This is a genomic window from Megasphaera massiliensis (assembly GCF_036305205.1).
In the GTDB taxonomy this organism is placed as follows: Bacteria; Bacillota; Negativicutes; order Veillonellales; family Megasphaeraceae; genus Megasphaera; species Megasphaera massiliensis.
In genome coordinates this window covers 97685-114902 of the sequence record NZ_JAXIXE010000050.1, presented here as the reverse complement: position 1 = coordinate 114902, position 17218 = coordinate 97685, and the positions used below count along the sequence as shown (strand labels likewise).

The 17218-nt window shown below is 50.4% G+C and carries 2 protein-coding genes; both read right to left on the bottom strand.

Annotation, left to right across the window (positions count from 1 at the left end):
* Positions 1 to 54 precede the first annotated feature (54 nt).
* On the bottom strand, positions 55 to 14742 hold the full coding sequence (locus UCI88_RS11160) for an S-layer homology domain-containing protein (RefSeq protein ID WP_256180100.1): 14688 nt from the start codon (positions 14740 to 14742) through the stop codon (positions 55 to 57).
* Entirely contained in the window at positions 14739 to 16433 is a 1695-nt protein-coding gene (locus UCI88_RS11155) for an ESPR-type extended signal peptide-containing protein (RefSeq protein ID WP_256180099.1), read from the bottom strand. The genes UCI88_RS11160 and UCI88_RS11155 overlap by 4 nt, the downstream gene beginning before the upstream one ends.
* Between the last annotated feature and the right edge of the window lie 785 nt (positions 16434 to 17218).

Sequence of the window (17218 nt, the reverse complement as noted above, 5' to 3'; positions counted from 1 at the left end):
CGCAACTTTATATGAGAATCAGAAGATCCTCCAGAGGAACCCTTAAAAACAGGATTAGTTTTGCTTGTTTTCCGGAACGATGCGGACACGCTGGATGGTCGGTTTCCCGTCCTTATCCTTAGCAATCGTATCGATGCGGATGTACTTCAGTTCTGCGGAGAATTCGTTGGCCAAGCGATCCAACGTATCGTCGCCCTGGAGGGCTGCATTCGAGGCAGCGCCTGCCATGATAGCACGATAAACAACAGCTGCGAATTCATAACGCGTCATCATGCGGTTACCATCGAAGTTTCCATCCGGATAGCCTTCGATAATGCCGAGCTGATGAAGCTTAGTAACGTATTCGTAAGCCCAGTGGTTAGCCGGAACATCCGGGAAGAGTTCGCTGCCCTTGGACTCAATCGTACCAGGATTCTGGCCGGTCAACTGATTAATCATTTGACTCTGACGATTGACGATGTCTTCGAGTTTCGCTACGTCATCACGGAGGTGTTTGATTTCCTTAGCCATGCCAACGCGAGAATTCGATACGTTGTTGCCCTGACCTAACTTGAAGGAAACACCGGCGTTAATCATGTTTTCACCGCCGCCGATAGTGCCGCCGACCGAGAAGGTAGTATCTTCATTCGGTTTGTAGAAGGCACCGAAAGCACCGGCGTTCGCGCCGCGATAGTGGCCATAGCCGAAGGCGAAGTCCCACTTATCATCAGGATCGAAGTCCTGCGGATGGAGGGCTGCCAAAGCAGCTGCACCGGCACCGACGCGGTTGATGCGGTTATCCAGTTTATTGACTTCTCCGCCCAGGTTGTTGATAGCCTGGTCGCGCAGGGCCAGCTGGCCGCCATTGACGGCTTCCGTCGAGCCCGGAGCTACGGTTCCGTCAGCAACACCGCTTACGACGTTGTTGCCCATGTTGACATTGCTGTCCTGAATGGTGATTGTACGATCGCTGTCTACGGTCTTGATGGTGACACCGCTGTCATTAATCGTCGTATTGCCCGTCGTAACACTGTCGAGGTCTTTCAAGTCCTTAGACAGTTTGATGTCGAGGCCATCGCCATCGCTGTTTCTTACAACACCGATGTTGCCGCTGGACAGTTTAGACGTATCGGCACCGCCGTTGAGTTTCAGCGTATCGCCGAGGCCAACGGTGACGCTGTTGTCTGCGCCGTCGTCGCCTTGGAAGACACGCCCTTTGCTGACCTTGTCATCTACGACTTTCAGCTGATCTTCCGTAGCAGCACGGCCGGACTGGATATTCGTGCCATCCCAGGTGGTATTATCCAATCCTGTGAGGTACGTACCCGTTGCCGGATTGCCGTCGTTTGCCGTGTTTGCCTGGTTGCCCAGAACGGCACCGCCTGCAGAAATCTGGCCTTTAGAGCCGTCCAGTTTGACCTGGTTATCGCCGCTGCCGGCCGTAACGGTGGCACCGTTGCCGTCGATATTGACCTGCTTGGATGCATCACTATTGTCGCCAAGAGTAATGTTATCATTCAGGTTAACCTTGTTATCAGCATCTACGGTGATGTTCTTACCGGACTGAGCTTTCGCTGCGTCGGCTGCTGCATTGGCAATGTTCTTAACATCACCGATGTTAGCTCCATTCGTATCCGTATTATACGTCGGTTTACCGGCAGCATCGAGACCGTCAGCGCCGCTAGCTACGTCTTTGATTTGCGTATTTCCGGCATTGATACCATTCTTATCGATGGAAATACCGGAGTCTTTAATAGCAATCTTATTAGTAGAAACGCCGCTTTGATCGATTGATGTATTACCAGCATTAATAGAACCGTCTGTACCAAGGTCAACATTCTTATTTAAGCCAACTTCAATCTTGCCATCTTTAACAGATGTTACAGTATTGCCGTCACCAGTGATGTTAATCGTGCCACCTAAGTTTTGTTTTACAGTTCCGTTATCGTCAGCACCTAAAACGAACCCGCCGCCATTATCAGCATTTTTAATATCATTGACAGCGTTGTTCAAATCTCCGATGTTAGCTGCGTTATTGTAGTTTTCTTGACCACGTACAGTCGTATCATACATATTACCGTCGATACCGCTGGCTACATTAACAATTTGATTACCACCGTTGTCCAAACCTTTATTAGTAAGGGTTACCGGATTCGAACCGCCATTGATAGTTACACCGCTGTTATTGATAACGGTGTTGCCCATGGTTACGGAACCGGTAGAACCGAGGTTCAGGTCTTTATTGAGCTTAACGGTTAAGAGACCATTGTCGCCATCCTGGCTGGATACGACACCGATGTTGCCATCCGTGAGGTCTGCTTCAGTCTTTGCATTGCCTTTGACATTGACCTGGTTGTTCAGCTTAACCTTAGAGGTATCGCCGAAGTCACCGCCGTACTTCATACCGTCGTCGAGGGTTGCAACCTGATGGTTCGTGCCTTGCGGATCGGTGTAGATGATACGAGTCATGGTGTCACCGGCTGCACCGTTGACGCCGGCAGCGCCAGGCGTGGTATAGATGTCGGTCATGCCGTCTTTGCCGTTGAGCCCGATGTGGCCTTCCAAGCCGTCGACGCCATCGACACCGTCTTTACCGGTGATGCTGACACCGTCTTTACCGTCGGCTCCCTTAATCGAGATACCGTCGTTGCCGTCGATAGCTACACTGTTTCCATCGCTGCCGTTAACACCGATAGATCCGTTCGTGCCATCTTTGGCTCCGATAGAGAGGTTGTCAGACAGGGCTACGGTAATCTTGCCATTCACGGCATCAGCCGTAGTCGTAATATTGCTGCCGTCACCGGCAATTTGAATGGTCTTACCCAGGTCTTGCTTAACAGCTGTGCCGCTGTCATCGGTCAGGCCGAAGCCGCCCGTTGCGTTTTCACTGGTACCATCCGTAATGGCATCGCTTACGGTCTTCAGCTGATCTTCCGTAGCTGCACGACCGCTTACGATATCCGGATCGGATACATCCCAAGTTGTATTGTCTAAGCCGGTTACAAAGTTACCGTCTTCAGCAACTTTACCGACTGTAGTTACACCTTGATAACCGATTACAGCATCGCCGGCTTCTACGGTATTCAAACCGGTAATGTCTTTCGCCAAGCGAACCGTCAGTTTGCCATTTTCACCGTCTTGTTCGGCAACGATGCCAATGTTGTTGTCCGTAGATAACTTCGTAGCATCCGTTTCTCCGCCGACAATATTGACGGTCTTATTCAGTTTGACGGCGGCAGAACCGGTATCACCGGTGTACTTCATGCCGTCATCAAGGGTTGCGACCTGATGGTTCGTGCCTGCCGGATCGGTGTAGATGATGCGAGTCATAGTATCACCATCTTTACCGTTGACGCCGGCTTCACCCGGAGTGGTATAGATGTCGGTCATGCCGTCTTTGCCATTGAGGCCAATGTGGCCTTCCAAGCCGTCGACGCCATCGACGCCGTCTTTACCGGTGATGCTGACGCCATCTTTACCGTCGGCTCCCTTAATGGAGATGCCGTCGTTACCGTCAATGGCAACGCTGTTTCCATTGCTGCCGTTGACACCGATAGAGCCGTTAGTGCCATTTGCTGCACCAATGGAGAGGTTGTCGGCAAGCTTCAGGTCATAGGTAGTCTTATCGCCAACAGTCGTCGATGTAAGTTTTAAGTTGCTGCCAGTATAATTGCCACCAGTACCGGCTTCGGTGCCACCTTCAACGGTGACTGCTGTAGCGGCAGCCTTTAACTGTCCGTAATTGACAGCATCCGTATCATTAACACCGGTGCCTACGTTAGTAATCGTATTGCCGCCGTTGTTGAGGCCGGTACCGGTCAAGGTTACAGGGTTACCCGTGCCTGTGCCGGTTGCAGGTGTAATAGTAACGCCATCGTTGTTCATTACCGTGGCACCTGTCTTAACCGAGCCGGTGTCGCCCAAGTTGATGTCTTTATTGAGCTTAACCGTCAACAGACCATTGTCGCCATCCTGGCTGGATACGACACCGATGTTTCCATCAGTGAGGTTAGCTTCTGTCGTGGCATTGCCCTTGACATTGACCTGATTGTTCAGTTTCACAGCCGAAGTCGTACCAAAGTCGCCACCGTACTTCATGCCGTCACTCAAGGTAGCGACCGTCTGATCACCGACAGTGATACGGTCAACAGGAGTACCGGTTACGTCATCGACGCTAGGACCAACTTTAATATTTACAGTCGTTCCCGGCGTTCCGTCAGCTCCGGCAGGGCCGGTCAAGCCGATGGAGCCATCAGCGCCGTTGATAACGACGGCCGAGCCGTCTTTACCGTTGACGCCAATCTTACCGTCGACACCATCTGTACCGTCAGCACCGTCTTTGGCACCGATGGAGATATCGTTGCTCAAGGCAACCGTCAGTTTACCCGTCGCAGCATCGGCTGTCGTCGTAATATTCTGACCATCGCCGGCAATCTGAATGGTCTTACCCAGGTCTTGCTTAACAGCAGTGCCGCTGTCGTCGGTCAGGCCGAAGCCGCCCGTTGCGTTTTCACTGGTACCATCCGTAATGGCATCGCTTACAGTCTTCAGCTGATCTTCCGTAGCTGCACGACCGCTTACGATATCCGGATTGGATACATTCCACGTCGTGTTGTCTAAGCCGGTTACATAGCTTCCGTCTTGGGCAACGCCGCCGGCGGTGATAACGCCTTGATTACCTATAACAGCGTCGCCGGCTTCTACGGTGTTCAACCCGGTAATGTCTTTCGCCAGGCGAACCGTCAATTTGCCATTGTCGCCGTCTTGTTCGGCAACGATGCCAATGTTGTTGTCGGTAGATAACTTCGTGGAATCCGTTTCTCCGCCGACAATGTTGACGGTCTTATTCAGTTTGACGGCGGCAGAGCCGGTATCACCGGTGTATACCATGCCATCATTCAAGGTGGCTACAGTCTGGTCACCTACCGTAATTCTATCTACAGGCGTACCGGTTACGTCATCGACGCTAGGACCAACTTTAATATTTACAGTCGTTCCCGGCGTTCCATCTGCTCCGGCAGGGCCGGTCAAGCCGATGGAGCCGTCAGCACCGTTGATAACGACGGACGCACCGTCTTTACCGTTGACGCCGATCTTGCCGTCGACACCGTCTGTACCGTCAGCGCCGTCTTTGGCACCGATGGAGATGTCATTGCTCAAGGCTACGGTGATGTTACCGTTTGTAGGATCAGTCGTAGTTGTAATATTCTGACCATCGCCTACGATGCCAAGGGCTTCACCCAAGTCACGATGTACCGTTTCTCCACTATCGGCCGTGAAGTCCATGCCCTTATTAACCAAGGCATCGCTCACATTATTAAGGTCGCCGATGTTGGCTGCATTGGTATCCGTATTGTAGGTCGGGTTACCGTCAGCATCGACGCCGTCAGAGCCGCTGGCTACGTTGGTGATCTGATTGCCGCCGTTGTTCAGGCCGGTGCCGGTCAAGGTTACAGGGTTACCGGTGCCCGTGCCTGCGTCCGGCGTAATCGTAATGCCATCATTGTTCATTACCGTAGCACCTGTGCTGACAGAGCCGGTCGAGCCTAAGTCGATGTCTTTATTGAGCTTAACCGTCAACAGACCATTGTCGCCGTCCTGGCTGGATACGACGCCGATGTTGCCATCAACAAGGTTAGCTTGATTTGTTGCATTACCTTTTACGTTAACTTGGTTATTCAATTTAACAGACGATGCATCCCCGAAGTCGCCGCCGTACTTCATGCCGTCGTCGAGGGTTGCAACGGTTGCACCACCGACCGTAATGCGGTCAATGAGCGTACCGGTTACGTCGTTGACGCTAGATCCGGCTGCAATAGTAGCCGTTGGCTGCGTTCCGTCAGCTCCGGCAGGGCCGGTCAAGCCGATAGTACCGTCAGCGCCGTTGATAGCGACGGCCGAGCCATCTTTGCCGTTGACGCCAATCTTACCGTCGACACCGTCTGTACCGGCTGTGCCGATAGAGATGTCATTGCTCAAGCCAACGGTAATTTTCTTGCCATCAGCATCGGCGGTCGTCGTAAGATTACCGTCACCAGCGATTTGAATGGTCTTACCCAGGTCTTGCTTAACAGCGTTGCCGCTGTCGTCGGTCAGGCCGAAGCCGCCCGTTGCGTTTGCACTGGTACCATCCGTAAGAGCATCGCTTACGGCCTTAAGCTGATCTTCCGTAGCTGCACGGCCGGTTACGATATCAGGATTGGATACATTCCATTCGGTATTTTCCAAACCGGTTACATAGCTGCCCGTTTGAGCAACGCCGCCGGCCGTTGTTTCTGTCTGATGACCGATGGTAGCCTTGCCGGCCGTTACGGTATTCAACCCGGTAATGTCTTTCGCCAGGCGAACCGTCAATTTGCCGTTTTCATCTTCTTGTTCGGCAACGATGCCAATGTTGTTGTCCGTAGACAACTTGGTAGCATCGGTTTCGCCGCCGACAATGTTGACGGTCTTATTCAGTTTGACGGCGGCAGAACCGGTATCACCGGTGTATACCATGCCGTCATTCAGGGTGGCTACAGTCTGGTTACCTACCGTAATTCTATCTGCAGCAGTACCGGTTACGTCATTAGCGCTGGTACCTGCTTTAATGGTGACCGGCGAGCCGTCAGTCGTATTCAAGGCGATGGAGCCGTCAGCACCGTTGATAGCCACTGCGGAACCGTCTGCACCGTTCACGGTAACCGAGCTGTCGGTACCAGTTGTACCGGCCGCACTGTCGGCAGCACTGCCTAAGGTAATCTTATCGGCAAGTTTCAGATCATAAGTCGTCTTATCGCCAACAGTCGTCGACGTAAGTTTCAAGTTGCTGCCGGTATAATTGCCATCAGTACCGGCTGGAGTACCACCTTCAACGGTGACCGCCGTAGCGGCCGCTTTCAACTGACCGTAATTGACAGCATCCGTGTCAGCAGAACCAGCAGCAACGTTAGTAATTCTATTACCGCCGTTGTTGAGGCCTCCGTCAGTAAGGCTTACGGCTGTATCGCCAGTACCAATAGTCATACCGCTATTATTAATTACAGTTGCACCTGTTGTTACGGAACCATCGTCACCTAAGTCTATATTCTTAGCTAATTGAACTTTTAACTGACCGTTAACATTGTTTACACCAATGTTTTTATCAGTCAATTTAGTTGCGTCAGCACCGCCAACGATGTCGAGCTGTTCATTGAGTGTCTTAGCGATGACTTTCGCCGTGTCGGTCTGACCGTCGTCACCGGCATACTTCTGACCGTCACTCATAGTAGCGATAGTTTCGCCGCTTACAGTGATACGATCAATTGGAGTACCGGCCAAGTTATTCACTTGAGTACCCGCTGCGATAGTAGCGGTTGGAGCGGCTGTTCCGTCAGCTCCGGCAGGACCGGTCAAGCCGATGGAGCCGTCAGCACCATTGATAACTACAGCAGAGCCGTCTTTACCGTTGACGCCGATCTTACCGTCGGCACCGTCTGTACCGGCTTTACCTACAGAGAGCTCATTGCTCAGGCCTACGGTAATTTTACCTTTAGTAGCATCAGCAGTAGTTGTAATATTACCGTCGCCGGCGACTTGAATCGTTTCGCCAAGGCTTTGTGTAACTTTTTCACCACTATCATCAGTCAAACCGAAGGCACCGGTACCGGTCGAAATGGCGTTAACCTTATCATTGACAGCTTTTAACTGATCTTCAGTTGCTGCACGTCCGGTTACGGCATCCGGATTCGACGTATCCCAAGCTGTATTGCCTAAACCTGTCAAATAGGTGCCTGTCTGAGATACACCATTAGCCGTGGTTACCGTCTGGTTGCCCAAGACGGCTGTACCGACGGTTACAGAACCGGTGTCGCCTAAGTTGATGTCTTTCACTAACTGGACTTTTAACTGGCCGTTAACGTTGTTGACGCCAATGTTATTGTCCGTCAATTTCGTTGCGTCAGCACCGCCAACGATATCAAGCTGTTCGTTGAGGGTCTTAGCAATGACTTTCGTCGTATCGGACAGGCCGTCATCACCGGCATATTTCAAACCGTCACTCATGGTGGCAACCGTCTGGCCGCCTACAGAGATACGGTCAACGGAAGTTCCGGCCAAGTTATTGGCACTGGTGCCGGCCTGGATGGTTACAGGGGAACCATCAGCTGTATTAAGAGCGATAGAGCCGTTGGAGCCATTGATAGCTACGGCCGAACCATCTGTACCTTTAGTAGTAACAGAACCGTCAGCACCATTGACGACTACGGAAGAACCGTCAGCACCGTTCAGCGTAATAGAGCTGTCGGTACCGGTTGCCCCCGTCGTGCTGTCTGCAGCTTCGCCTAAAGTAATCTTATCGGCAAGTTTTACGTCATAGGTCGGTGAACCATTGGCTGTCGTCCCTGCTTTCACCTGCAGGTTGTCCCCCGCATAGGTTCCATCAGTCGGTGCAGCAGTGCCGCCTTCAACCGTAATTTCAGTCGTTTTCGATTCACCAATCGTTATCTTGCTGATTCTATCTTCCAACTGAGCTACGTTAACGGCATCGGTACCATCCGTACCGGTAGCAACGTTAGTAATCTTGCTGCCGCCGGCATTGATGCCGCCGGTTGTTACAGACGGACCATTAGTGATGGTTAAACCACTGTTATTGATGACCGTGTTGCCGGTAGTTACAGAACCGTTTTCACCTAAGTTGAGGTCTTTATTCAATTTCACGACTAACAGACCGTTGTCGCCATCCTGGCTGGATACGACACCGATGTTGCCGGAAGTAAGGTTAGCTTCCGTGGTTGCTTCGCCTTTTACGTCAACTTGGTTATTCAATTTGACGTTGGAAACGGTACCGAAGTCACCGCCGTATTTCATACCGTCATCAAGAGTTGCGACAGTAGCGCCACCGACAGTAATGCGGTCAATAGGAGTACCTGCCAAGTTATTCACTTGAGTGCCCGCTGCGATGTTTACAGGGGAACCGGAACCGGCATTCAAAGCGATGGAGCCATCAGCACCGTTAATGGTTACGGCAGAGCCGTCTTTACCGTTAACAGCTACTTTACCGTCTTCGCCATCCGTGCCTGTCGTACCGATGGAAACATCATTGCTCAAGCCTACGGTGATCTTGCCATTGGTGGCATCAGACGTAGTCGTGATGTTGCCGTCACCGGCAATATTTAAGGTTTCACCTAAGTTACGGTGTACAGCATCACCGCTGTCGGCCGTGAAATTCAGGCCATCATTGGTTAATTCTGTCTTAGCCGCATCGGTAATATTCTTAATGTCACCGATATTGGCACCATTGGTAAGGTTATTGTACGTCGGGTTGCCGTCATCATCGACACCATCGGAACCGCTGGCTACGTTAGTAATCTGCTTGCTGCCGCCGTCGATGCCCGTCGTCGTGACAGACGGACCGTTGGTGATGGTCAAGCCGCCGGTCGTGAGGGCCGTATCGCCGACTTTCACACCGTCGTTGTTGACAACGGTATTGCCGGTCGTTACAGAACCGGTCGAGCCTAAGTCGAGATCCTTATTCAGGCTGACTTCAAGAGCCCCGTCTTTAACGGTTGTCGTGATGTTAGAAACGCCATCCGGATTATCGGTCGTAGCCGTTCCGTCGGTGACGCCGCCTTTAACGGTAATCGTCTTGCCGAGGTCCTGCTTAACCGTGGTACCGCTGCCATCAGTGAGGCCGAAGCCACCGGTTGCATTTTCACTGGTACCATCAGTAACAGCAACGACTGCGTCGCTTACGGTCTTCAACTGATCTTCCGTAGCTGCACGACCGGTTACGATATCCGGATTGGATACATTCCACGTCGTGTTGTCCAAACCGGTTACATAGCTGCCCGTTTCAGCAACACCGCTAGCTGTAGTTTCTGTCTGCGTACCGATGGTAGCATCGCCGGCTGTTACGGTGTTCAAACCGGTAATATCTTTCGCCAAGCGAACGGTCAGTTTGCCATTGTCGCCGTCTTGTGCGGCTACGATGCCAATGTTGTTGTCCGTAGACAACTTCGAGGAATCGGTTTCACCGCCAACGATATTGACGGTCTTATTCAATTTAACGGCTGCCGTTCCGGTGTCACCGGTGTATACCATGCCGTCATCAAGAGTAGCTACGGTCGAACCGCCTACGGTGACTCGGTCAATGGAGTTACCGTTGACGTCGTTAGCAGCCGTACCGGCTTTAATCGTAACCGGCGAGCCGTCTGCCGTATTCAGGGCGATAGAGCCGTCAGCACCGTTGATAGCAACGGCGGAACCGTCTTTACCGTTGACGGTAATGGAGCTGTCCGTCCCTTCTGTACCTGCGGCACTATCGGCTTTACTACCTAAAGTAATGTTATCAGCCAGTTTCACGTCATAAGTCGTGGCACCGGTCGTTTCTGTTTTTTCGGTAATCTGCAAATTGCCGCCTGTATAAGTACCGTCGGTACCGGCTGCGATGCCGCCGTCAACAGTAACGTTCGTTTTAGCGCCTTCACCGGCAGTTACACCGGCAATTGCCTTAGTCAACTGATCTACGTTAACGGCATCGGTACCGTCAGTACCAGTGGCAACGTTGGTAATCTTCTTGCTGCCAGCATTAATGCCGTCACTAGTAACAGACGGACCATTAGTAATAGTTAAGCCGCTGTTGTTCACAACAGTATTCCCAGTCGTTAAGGAACCTGTTTCACCTAAGTTGATATCTTTATTGAGTTTAACCGTTAACAGGGCATTGTTACCATCTTGGCTGGATACGACACCGATGTTACCTGTAGTAAGATCAGCTTCAGTAGTTGCTTCGCCCTTTACGTCAACTCTATTGTTCAATTTAACAGACGCAATGCTACCAAAATCGCCATAGTATTTCATACCATCATCAAGCGTGGCTACAGTAGCACCGCCTACGGTAATACGATTGATTGGCGTATCCGCTAAGTTATTAACTTGAGTACCTGCGCCGATAGTTACAGGCGAACCGTCAGCCGTATTCAAAGCGATAGTACCATCGGCACCATTGATAGCAACAGCAGAGCCGTCTTTACCGTTAAGGGTAATGGAGCTGTCCGTACCTTCTGTCCCGGCTGCAGTGTCGGCTGCACTACCTAAAGTAATGTTATCAGCTAATTTCACATCATAAGTCGTAGCCCCGGTCGTTTCGGTTTTTTCAGTAATCTGCAAGTTGCTGCCCGTATAGTTACCATTGGTACCGGCTGCAGTACCACCTTCGACAGTAAGGTTCGTCTTGCTGCCTTCACCGGCAGCTACACCTTCAATGGCCTTTGTCAACTGACCTACGTTAACTGCATCTGTATCGGCTGTACCGGCAGCCACGTTGATAATCTTTTGATTGCCATTGTCGAGGCCGGAACCGGTCAAGGATACAGGAGAACCTGTAGCAGGGGTAATCGTAATACCGCTATTATTAACAACCGTATTGCCTGTTGTTAAGGAACCGGTGGAGCCTAAGTCAACGTCTTTGACTAACTGAACTTTTAATTGGCCGTTAACGTTATTGACGCCAATGTTTTTGTCCGTCAATTCACCGTCAGCACCGCCAATAATGTCGAGCTGTTCGTTGAGGGTCTTCGGAATAACTTTCGTCGTATCCGTCTGGCCGTCATCACCGGCAAATTTAAGACCGTCGCTCATGGTAGCAACTGTCTGACCACCTACGGTAATGCGGTCGACAGGAGTGCCGGCTAAGTTATTAACTTGAGTTCCGGCTCCAATAGTTACCGGCGAGCCGTCAGCCGTATTCAAAGCGATCGTGCCGTCAGCACCGTTGATGGCTACAGCAGAGCCGTCTTTACCGTTAACGGTAATGGAGCTGTCTGCACCTTCAGTAGAACCGTCTTCGCTGGCTTTTTCACCAAGGGCAATCGTATTGCTCAGGCCTACGGTGAGCTTACCATTGGTGGCATCAGCCGTCGTCGTAGTGTTGCCGTCACCGGCAATCTGAATCGTCTTGCCCAAATCTTGTTTCACAGCCGTGCCGCTGTCATCGGTCAGGCCGAAGCCACCGACTGCGTTTTCACTGGTGCCGTCGATAATGGCATCGCTAACAGTCTTCAGCTGATCTTCCGTAGCTGCCCGACCGGTTACGATATCCGGATTGGATACATTCCACGTCGTATTGTCTAACCCGGTTACATAACTGCCGTCTTGGGCAACGCCGCCGGCGGTAACAACACCTTGATCACCAATTACAGCATCACCTGCTTCAACGGTATTCAAACCGGTAATATCTTTCGCCAAGCGGACCGTCAATTTGCCATTGTCGCCGTTTTGTTCAGCTACTATGCCAATATTGTTATCGGTAGATAATTTGGAGGAGTCCGTTTCACCACCAATAATATTGACTGTTTTATTCAATTTAACGGCAGCCGTTCCGGTATCACCGGTATAAACCATGCCGTCATCAAGTGTTGCAACGGTCGCGCCGCCTACGGTGACTCGGTCAATGGAGTTACCGTTGACGTCGTTAGCAGCCGTGCCGGCTTTAATCGTAACCGGCGAGCCGTCGGCCGTATTCAGGGCGATAGAACCGTCAGCACCGTTGATAGCAACGGCGGAACCGTCTTTACCGTTAACGGTAATGGAGCTGTCCGTACCTTCTGTCCCCGCTGCAGTGTCGGCTTTACTACCTAAGGTAATGTTATCGGCCAGTTTCACGTCATAAGTCGTAGCACCGGTTGTTTCTGTCTTTTCGGTAATTTGCAAGTTGCTGCCTGCATAGTTGCCATTGGTACCGGCTGCGGTGCCGCCTTCGACAGTAAGGTTCGTCTTGCTGCCTTCACCGGAACTTACTCCTGCAATAGCCTTTGTCAACTGATCGACATTGACAGCATCCGTGCCATCCGTACCGGTTGCAACGTTGGTAATCTTATTACCGCCAGCATTGATACCGCTGGAAGTAACAGACGGACCATTGGTAATCGTCAACCCACTATTATTGATGGTCGTGTTGCCTGTCGTGACAGAGCCGGTTTCGCCTAAGTCGATGTCTTTATTTAATTTCACGACTAACAGACCGTTATCGCCAGCCTGGCTGGATACGACACCGATGTTGCCCTTCGTAAGGTCAGCTTCCGTAGTTGCTTCACCTTTCACGTTAACTTGATTATTCAATTTAACGTTGGAAACAGTACCGAAGTCGCCGCCGTATTTCATACCGTCATTAAGGGTAGCCACGGTTGCGCCACCTACGGTAATACGGTTAACAGGAGAGCCGGTTACGTCATTGACGCTGGAGCCGGCCTGAATGGTAATCGGAGAGCCACTGCCAGTGTTCAAGGCGATAGAACCGTCTTTGCCATTAATAGCTACAGCAGAGCCGTCAGCACCGTTAACGGTAACCGTGCCGTCTTCGCTGCCGCTTGTACCGATACCGATAGTATTGCTTAAGCCAACGGTGATTTTACCATTGGTCGCATCAGCTGTCGTTTTCACATTCCCGTCACCGGCAATCTGAATCGTCTTGCCAAGGTCTTGTTTTACAGCTGTACCGCTGTCGTCGGTCAAGCCAAAACCGCCGGTTGCGTTTTCACTGGTGCCATCGGTAATGGCATCGCTTACCTTCTTCAGCTGGTCTTCTGTTGCGGCACGACCGGTTACGATATCCGGATTGGATACATCCCAATCGGTATTGTCTAATCCGGTTACATAGCTGCCAGTTTCAGCAATGCCACTAGCCGTCGTTTCTGTCTGCGTACCGATTGTAGCATCACCGGCGGTTACGGTGTTCAAACCGGTAATATCTTTCGCCAATTGAACCGTTAATTTAGCATTGTCACCATCTTGAGCGGCCACAATGCCAATATTGTTATCAGTAGATAATTTAGTGGAGTCTGTTTCGCCACCAACGATATTTACTGTTTTATTCAATTTAACGGCGGCTGTTCCGGTATCACCGGTATAAACCATGCCGTCATCAAGGGTGGCGACCGTCGCACCACCTGCGGTAATACGGTTAATAGAGGTACCGTTTACGTCGTTAGCAGCTGTGCCTGCTGCGATAGTAGCTGTAGAACCGTCGGTACCCGTCAAGGCAACAGAACCCGTTGCACCATCAACAGCTACAGAAGATCCACCTGTACCGTTAACAGTAAGGGAGCCGTCCGTACCACTTGTACCGGTGCTACCTAAAGTAACATTATCAGCAAGTTTGAGGTCGTATGCTGTAGAATTAGTACCCGTCGTAGAGGTAATTTGCAAATTGCTGCCTGTATAAGTACCGCTTGTACCGGCTGCCGTACCGCCTTCAACAGTGACCGTAGTCGTTGTGCCTGATCCGCCGCTGACACCGGCGATAGCCTGATTCAATTGAGACACGTTAACGCCATCGGTACCGGCTGTACCGGCAGCAACGTTAGTAATCTTATTACCGCCATTATTAAGACCTGTACTTGTTAACGATACTGCAGAACCGCTAGTTGGTCTGATAGTCATACCGTTACCGCTAACAGTTGTACGCGTACCCGTGTCAGGATTGGTCAAATAGATAGTTTCCAAACCACGAAGGGTTTTATTCAAACGAAGGGTAACCGTATTATCGCTTATGATAGCGCCGATATTAGGATCGGTAGTAAAATCAGACTGATAGTACAGTGTATTGTCGACGCCACCGGTAATCTTCAACGATTGATTTAAAAGCTTCGTAACGGTACGCGGTGTGCCGTCAGAACCATAGGTAGTCGTGTAGCTGCTATCTTTAAAATCACCGGTAGTCGCCAGCATAGTATTCGTCCACTGTTTCATATTTACGGCATCTGTATCATACTGGCCGGCTGCTAAACCGGTAAGTTTACGCGTCAACGCACTTCCGTTGGCTCCGTCAGTACCAATGGAAACGACACCAGCCGAGCTATTCCATACACCGCCACTGGTAGTACGGCATTACCTTTGGTGGAAAGCCAACTGCTCCATGTGCTGTCCTGGTTATTCCAACCGGCACTAGTAGTATCGGTTGCACGCGTTGTAGAGGAACCGGAACCGATGGCCACACTGGTTGCTACATTTGCCGCAGCACCACTACCCAAGGCAATGGCACTCGTTGCTGATGCATCGGTACTGGCTGTTTTACCGATTGCAATACCGGTATTTGCAACAGTAGTCGCTTGATGACCGATAGCGATCGTATCCTGTCCGGTACCGTCAGCACCGGAGTTCGCTTCGCGACCGATAGCAATACTTCTCGTACCGGACGTCTTAGTTAGGTAGCCTATAGAAACAGAACTAGCACCACTGGCTGTATTTTCATAACCGGCTGCAAGTGAGTAGTTACCGGTAGCTTGAGCCGTTCGACCTAAGGCCATGGCTCCTCCACCGCTGGATACAGCGCCATAACCTACAGCCATAGAGCGCAAACCGCTCGCCTGTGCGCTATTACCTACGGCAATAGTGTATTGATTGCTGGCAGTTGCGGCTGCCCCGGCAGCAAGAGAACCTATGGACGTAGCCTTGGCACTGTTACCGACAGCGGTAGTACTAACGGCACTTGCGACAGCACCATCACCGATAGCGGCAGCGCTAATATCAGTTGCCTGACTTGTAGATCCAATAGCTACTGTATGGAACGAAGTTGCTTTAGCCCCGGAACCTATGGCAGCTGCAGCTAGGCCATTACCATCATAGGAAGTCTTACTAGTATCCGTATTACCGGCAACAGCATTATTACCAATAGCGATAGCGTCCGTAGAGTATGAACGAGTGTTAGTACCGATGGACATAGTATTTTCATAGGCCAGCGTACTCCCATCAGGTTGACCGGCATACGCATTCTGACCAATGGCAATACCATGAATAGCATTCGTTCGGTTATTTGAACCTACAATAACTGAATTACCGGCACGACCGTAAGCAATATTGTCATGGCCAATCATGACACGGCCGCCGAGAGCCGAACTGAGGCCCGTGCCATCAGGTGTATCTTCCGACGCAGTGGTGGTCGGAGCAATAGCAGTCTGATTAGCACCGATAACAACATCATTGATACCGTAGGCTAAGGCCGATTTACCAATCGCAACGGCATTGGCACCGCTCTGGGTTACGCCGCCGACTGAATAAGTACCACCGGCGATAGCACCATCGCCCATTGCAATTGCGTAATTAATGGCTGCCGTAGCACCACCGATAGCAATCGTTTCTGTACCGGTCGCAGAGGCATCAGTCCCCAAAGCAAGGGCATCTTCACCGTTTGACGTAGCCGTACCTACAGAAACAGCGCCGGCACCGGTAGCTGTCGCGTTAGCACCTACAGCCATCGTGTCATTGTCTTGAGCCCCCGGATAACGCCCTGCTACAACTCGCTGCGCCGCTTCTGCCGGTAAGGTAACGGTTGAAACGAGTCCCAAGGCTAAGCTGCTTACGACGGCCAGGCTCAGCAAGCTATGGGACACGCGCGCCGTATGCTGCGATTTCGTTTTACTATTTCTCTTGGCAAGCTCGGAAACGACGACGTAGGCGTTTCTCACCTTGCTCCAGACGACCTTATAGATCTTATTCATACAAAAATCTTCCTCCTTAATTAAATCCCAATAACAACTCGTCAAAAAAACAACGGATGCACTCGGAATCTGTCCTGACAGTAGGTATGGGACCTGTCAGGATATGTCAATGATTTGTGATGTACGGTTCCAACAAAAAAATACCGTCTCGGTAATTCGTCCCCCGTTAAAACGCTCAAGCACAAATCAGGCTGCCAACACCCCTTTCTGCTGTGATGTTCTTCCATGAAACGTATACACTTTAACGATAAGTTACACTTCAAAACAAAATTGGGAATGTAATAAAAGCACATTTATAAATACTGTGTTATTCTTTATAATAGACAAAACAACTCCACAAAACGCTTTATTTTATTTTTTATTGAAGGTGTCCACTTAAAATATATTCAAAAAAACGTCCGTAATCCCAATTATTGTTTCATTTCTAATGTGGATTGTTTTAATCTTTGATATAATATATCATACAACAAATAACTTGTAAAGATTATCCATAAAAAATCCGTTCTATCACATAAATATAGATGAAACAAAAGACATATTTTATATACAAGAAAGTATATTATGTGTTAATATATTACATTTTCTACTACAATACAAAGCACTTCGCTCTCACCATCAAAAAGCCAAAAAGCGAGGAAATAACACAATCTTTTCTACAAAAAAACAGCCGAGTTTAGATATATCGGCTGTCTCTGTTATACAGTTATGTATTGTCACAAGGTGTCTGTCATAAGCATTTCTAAGTATAATTGGGACAAAAGTTGTCCATAATAGGGCTATAATTC

Excerpts from the sequence above, each read along its gene's own strand:
- UCI88_RS11155 (WP_256180099.1), bottom strand. The coding sequence starts at position 16,433 with ATGAATAAGATCTATAAGGTCGTCTGGAGCAAGGTGAGAAACGCCTAC.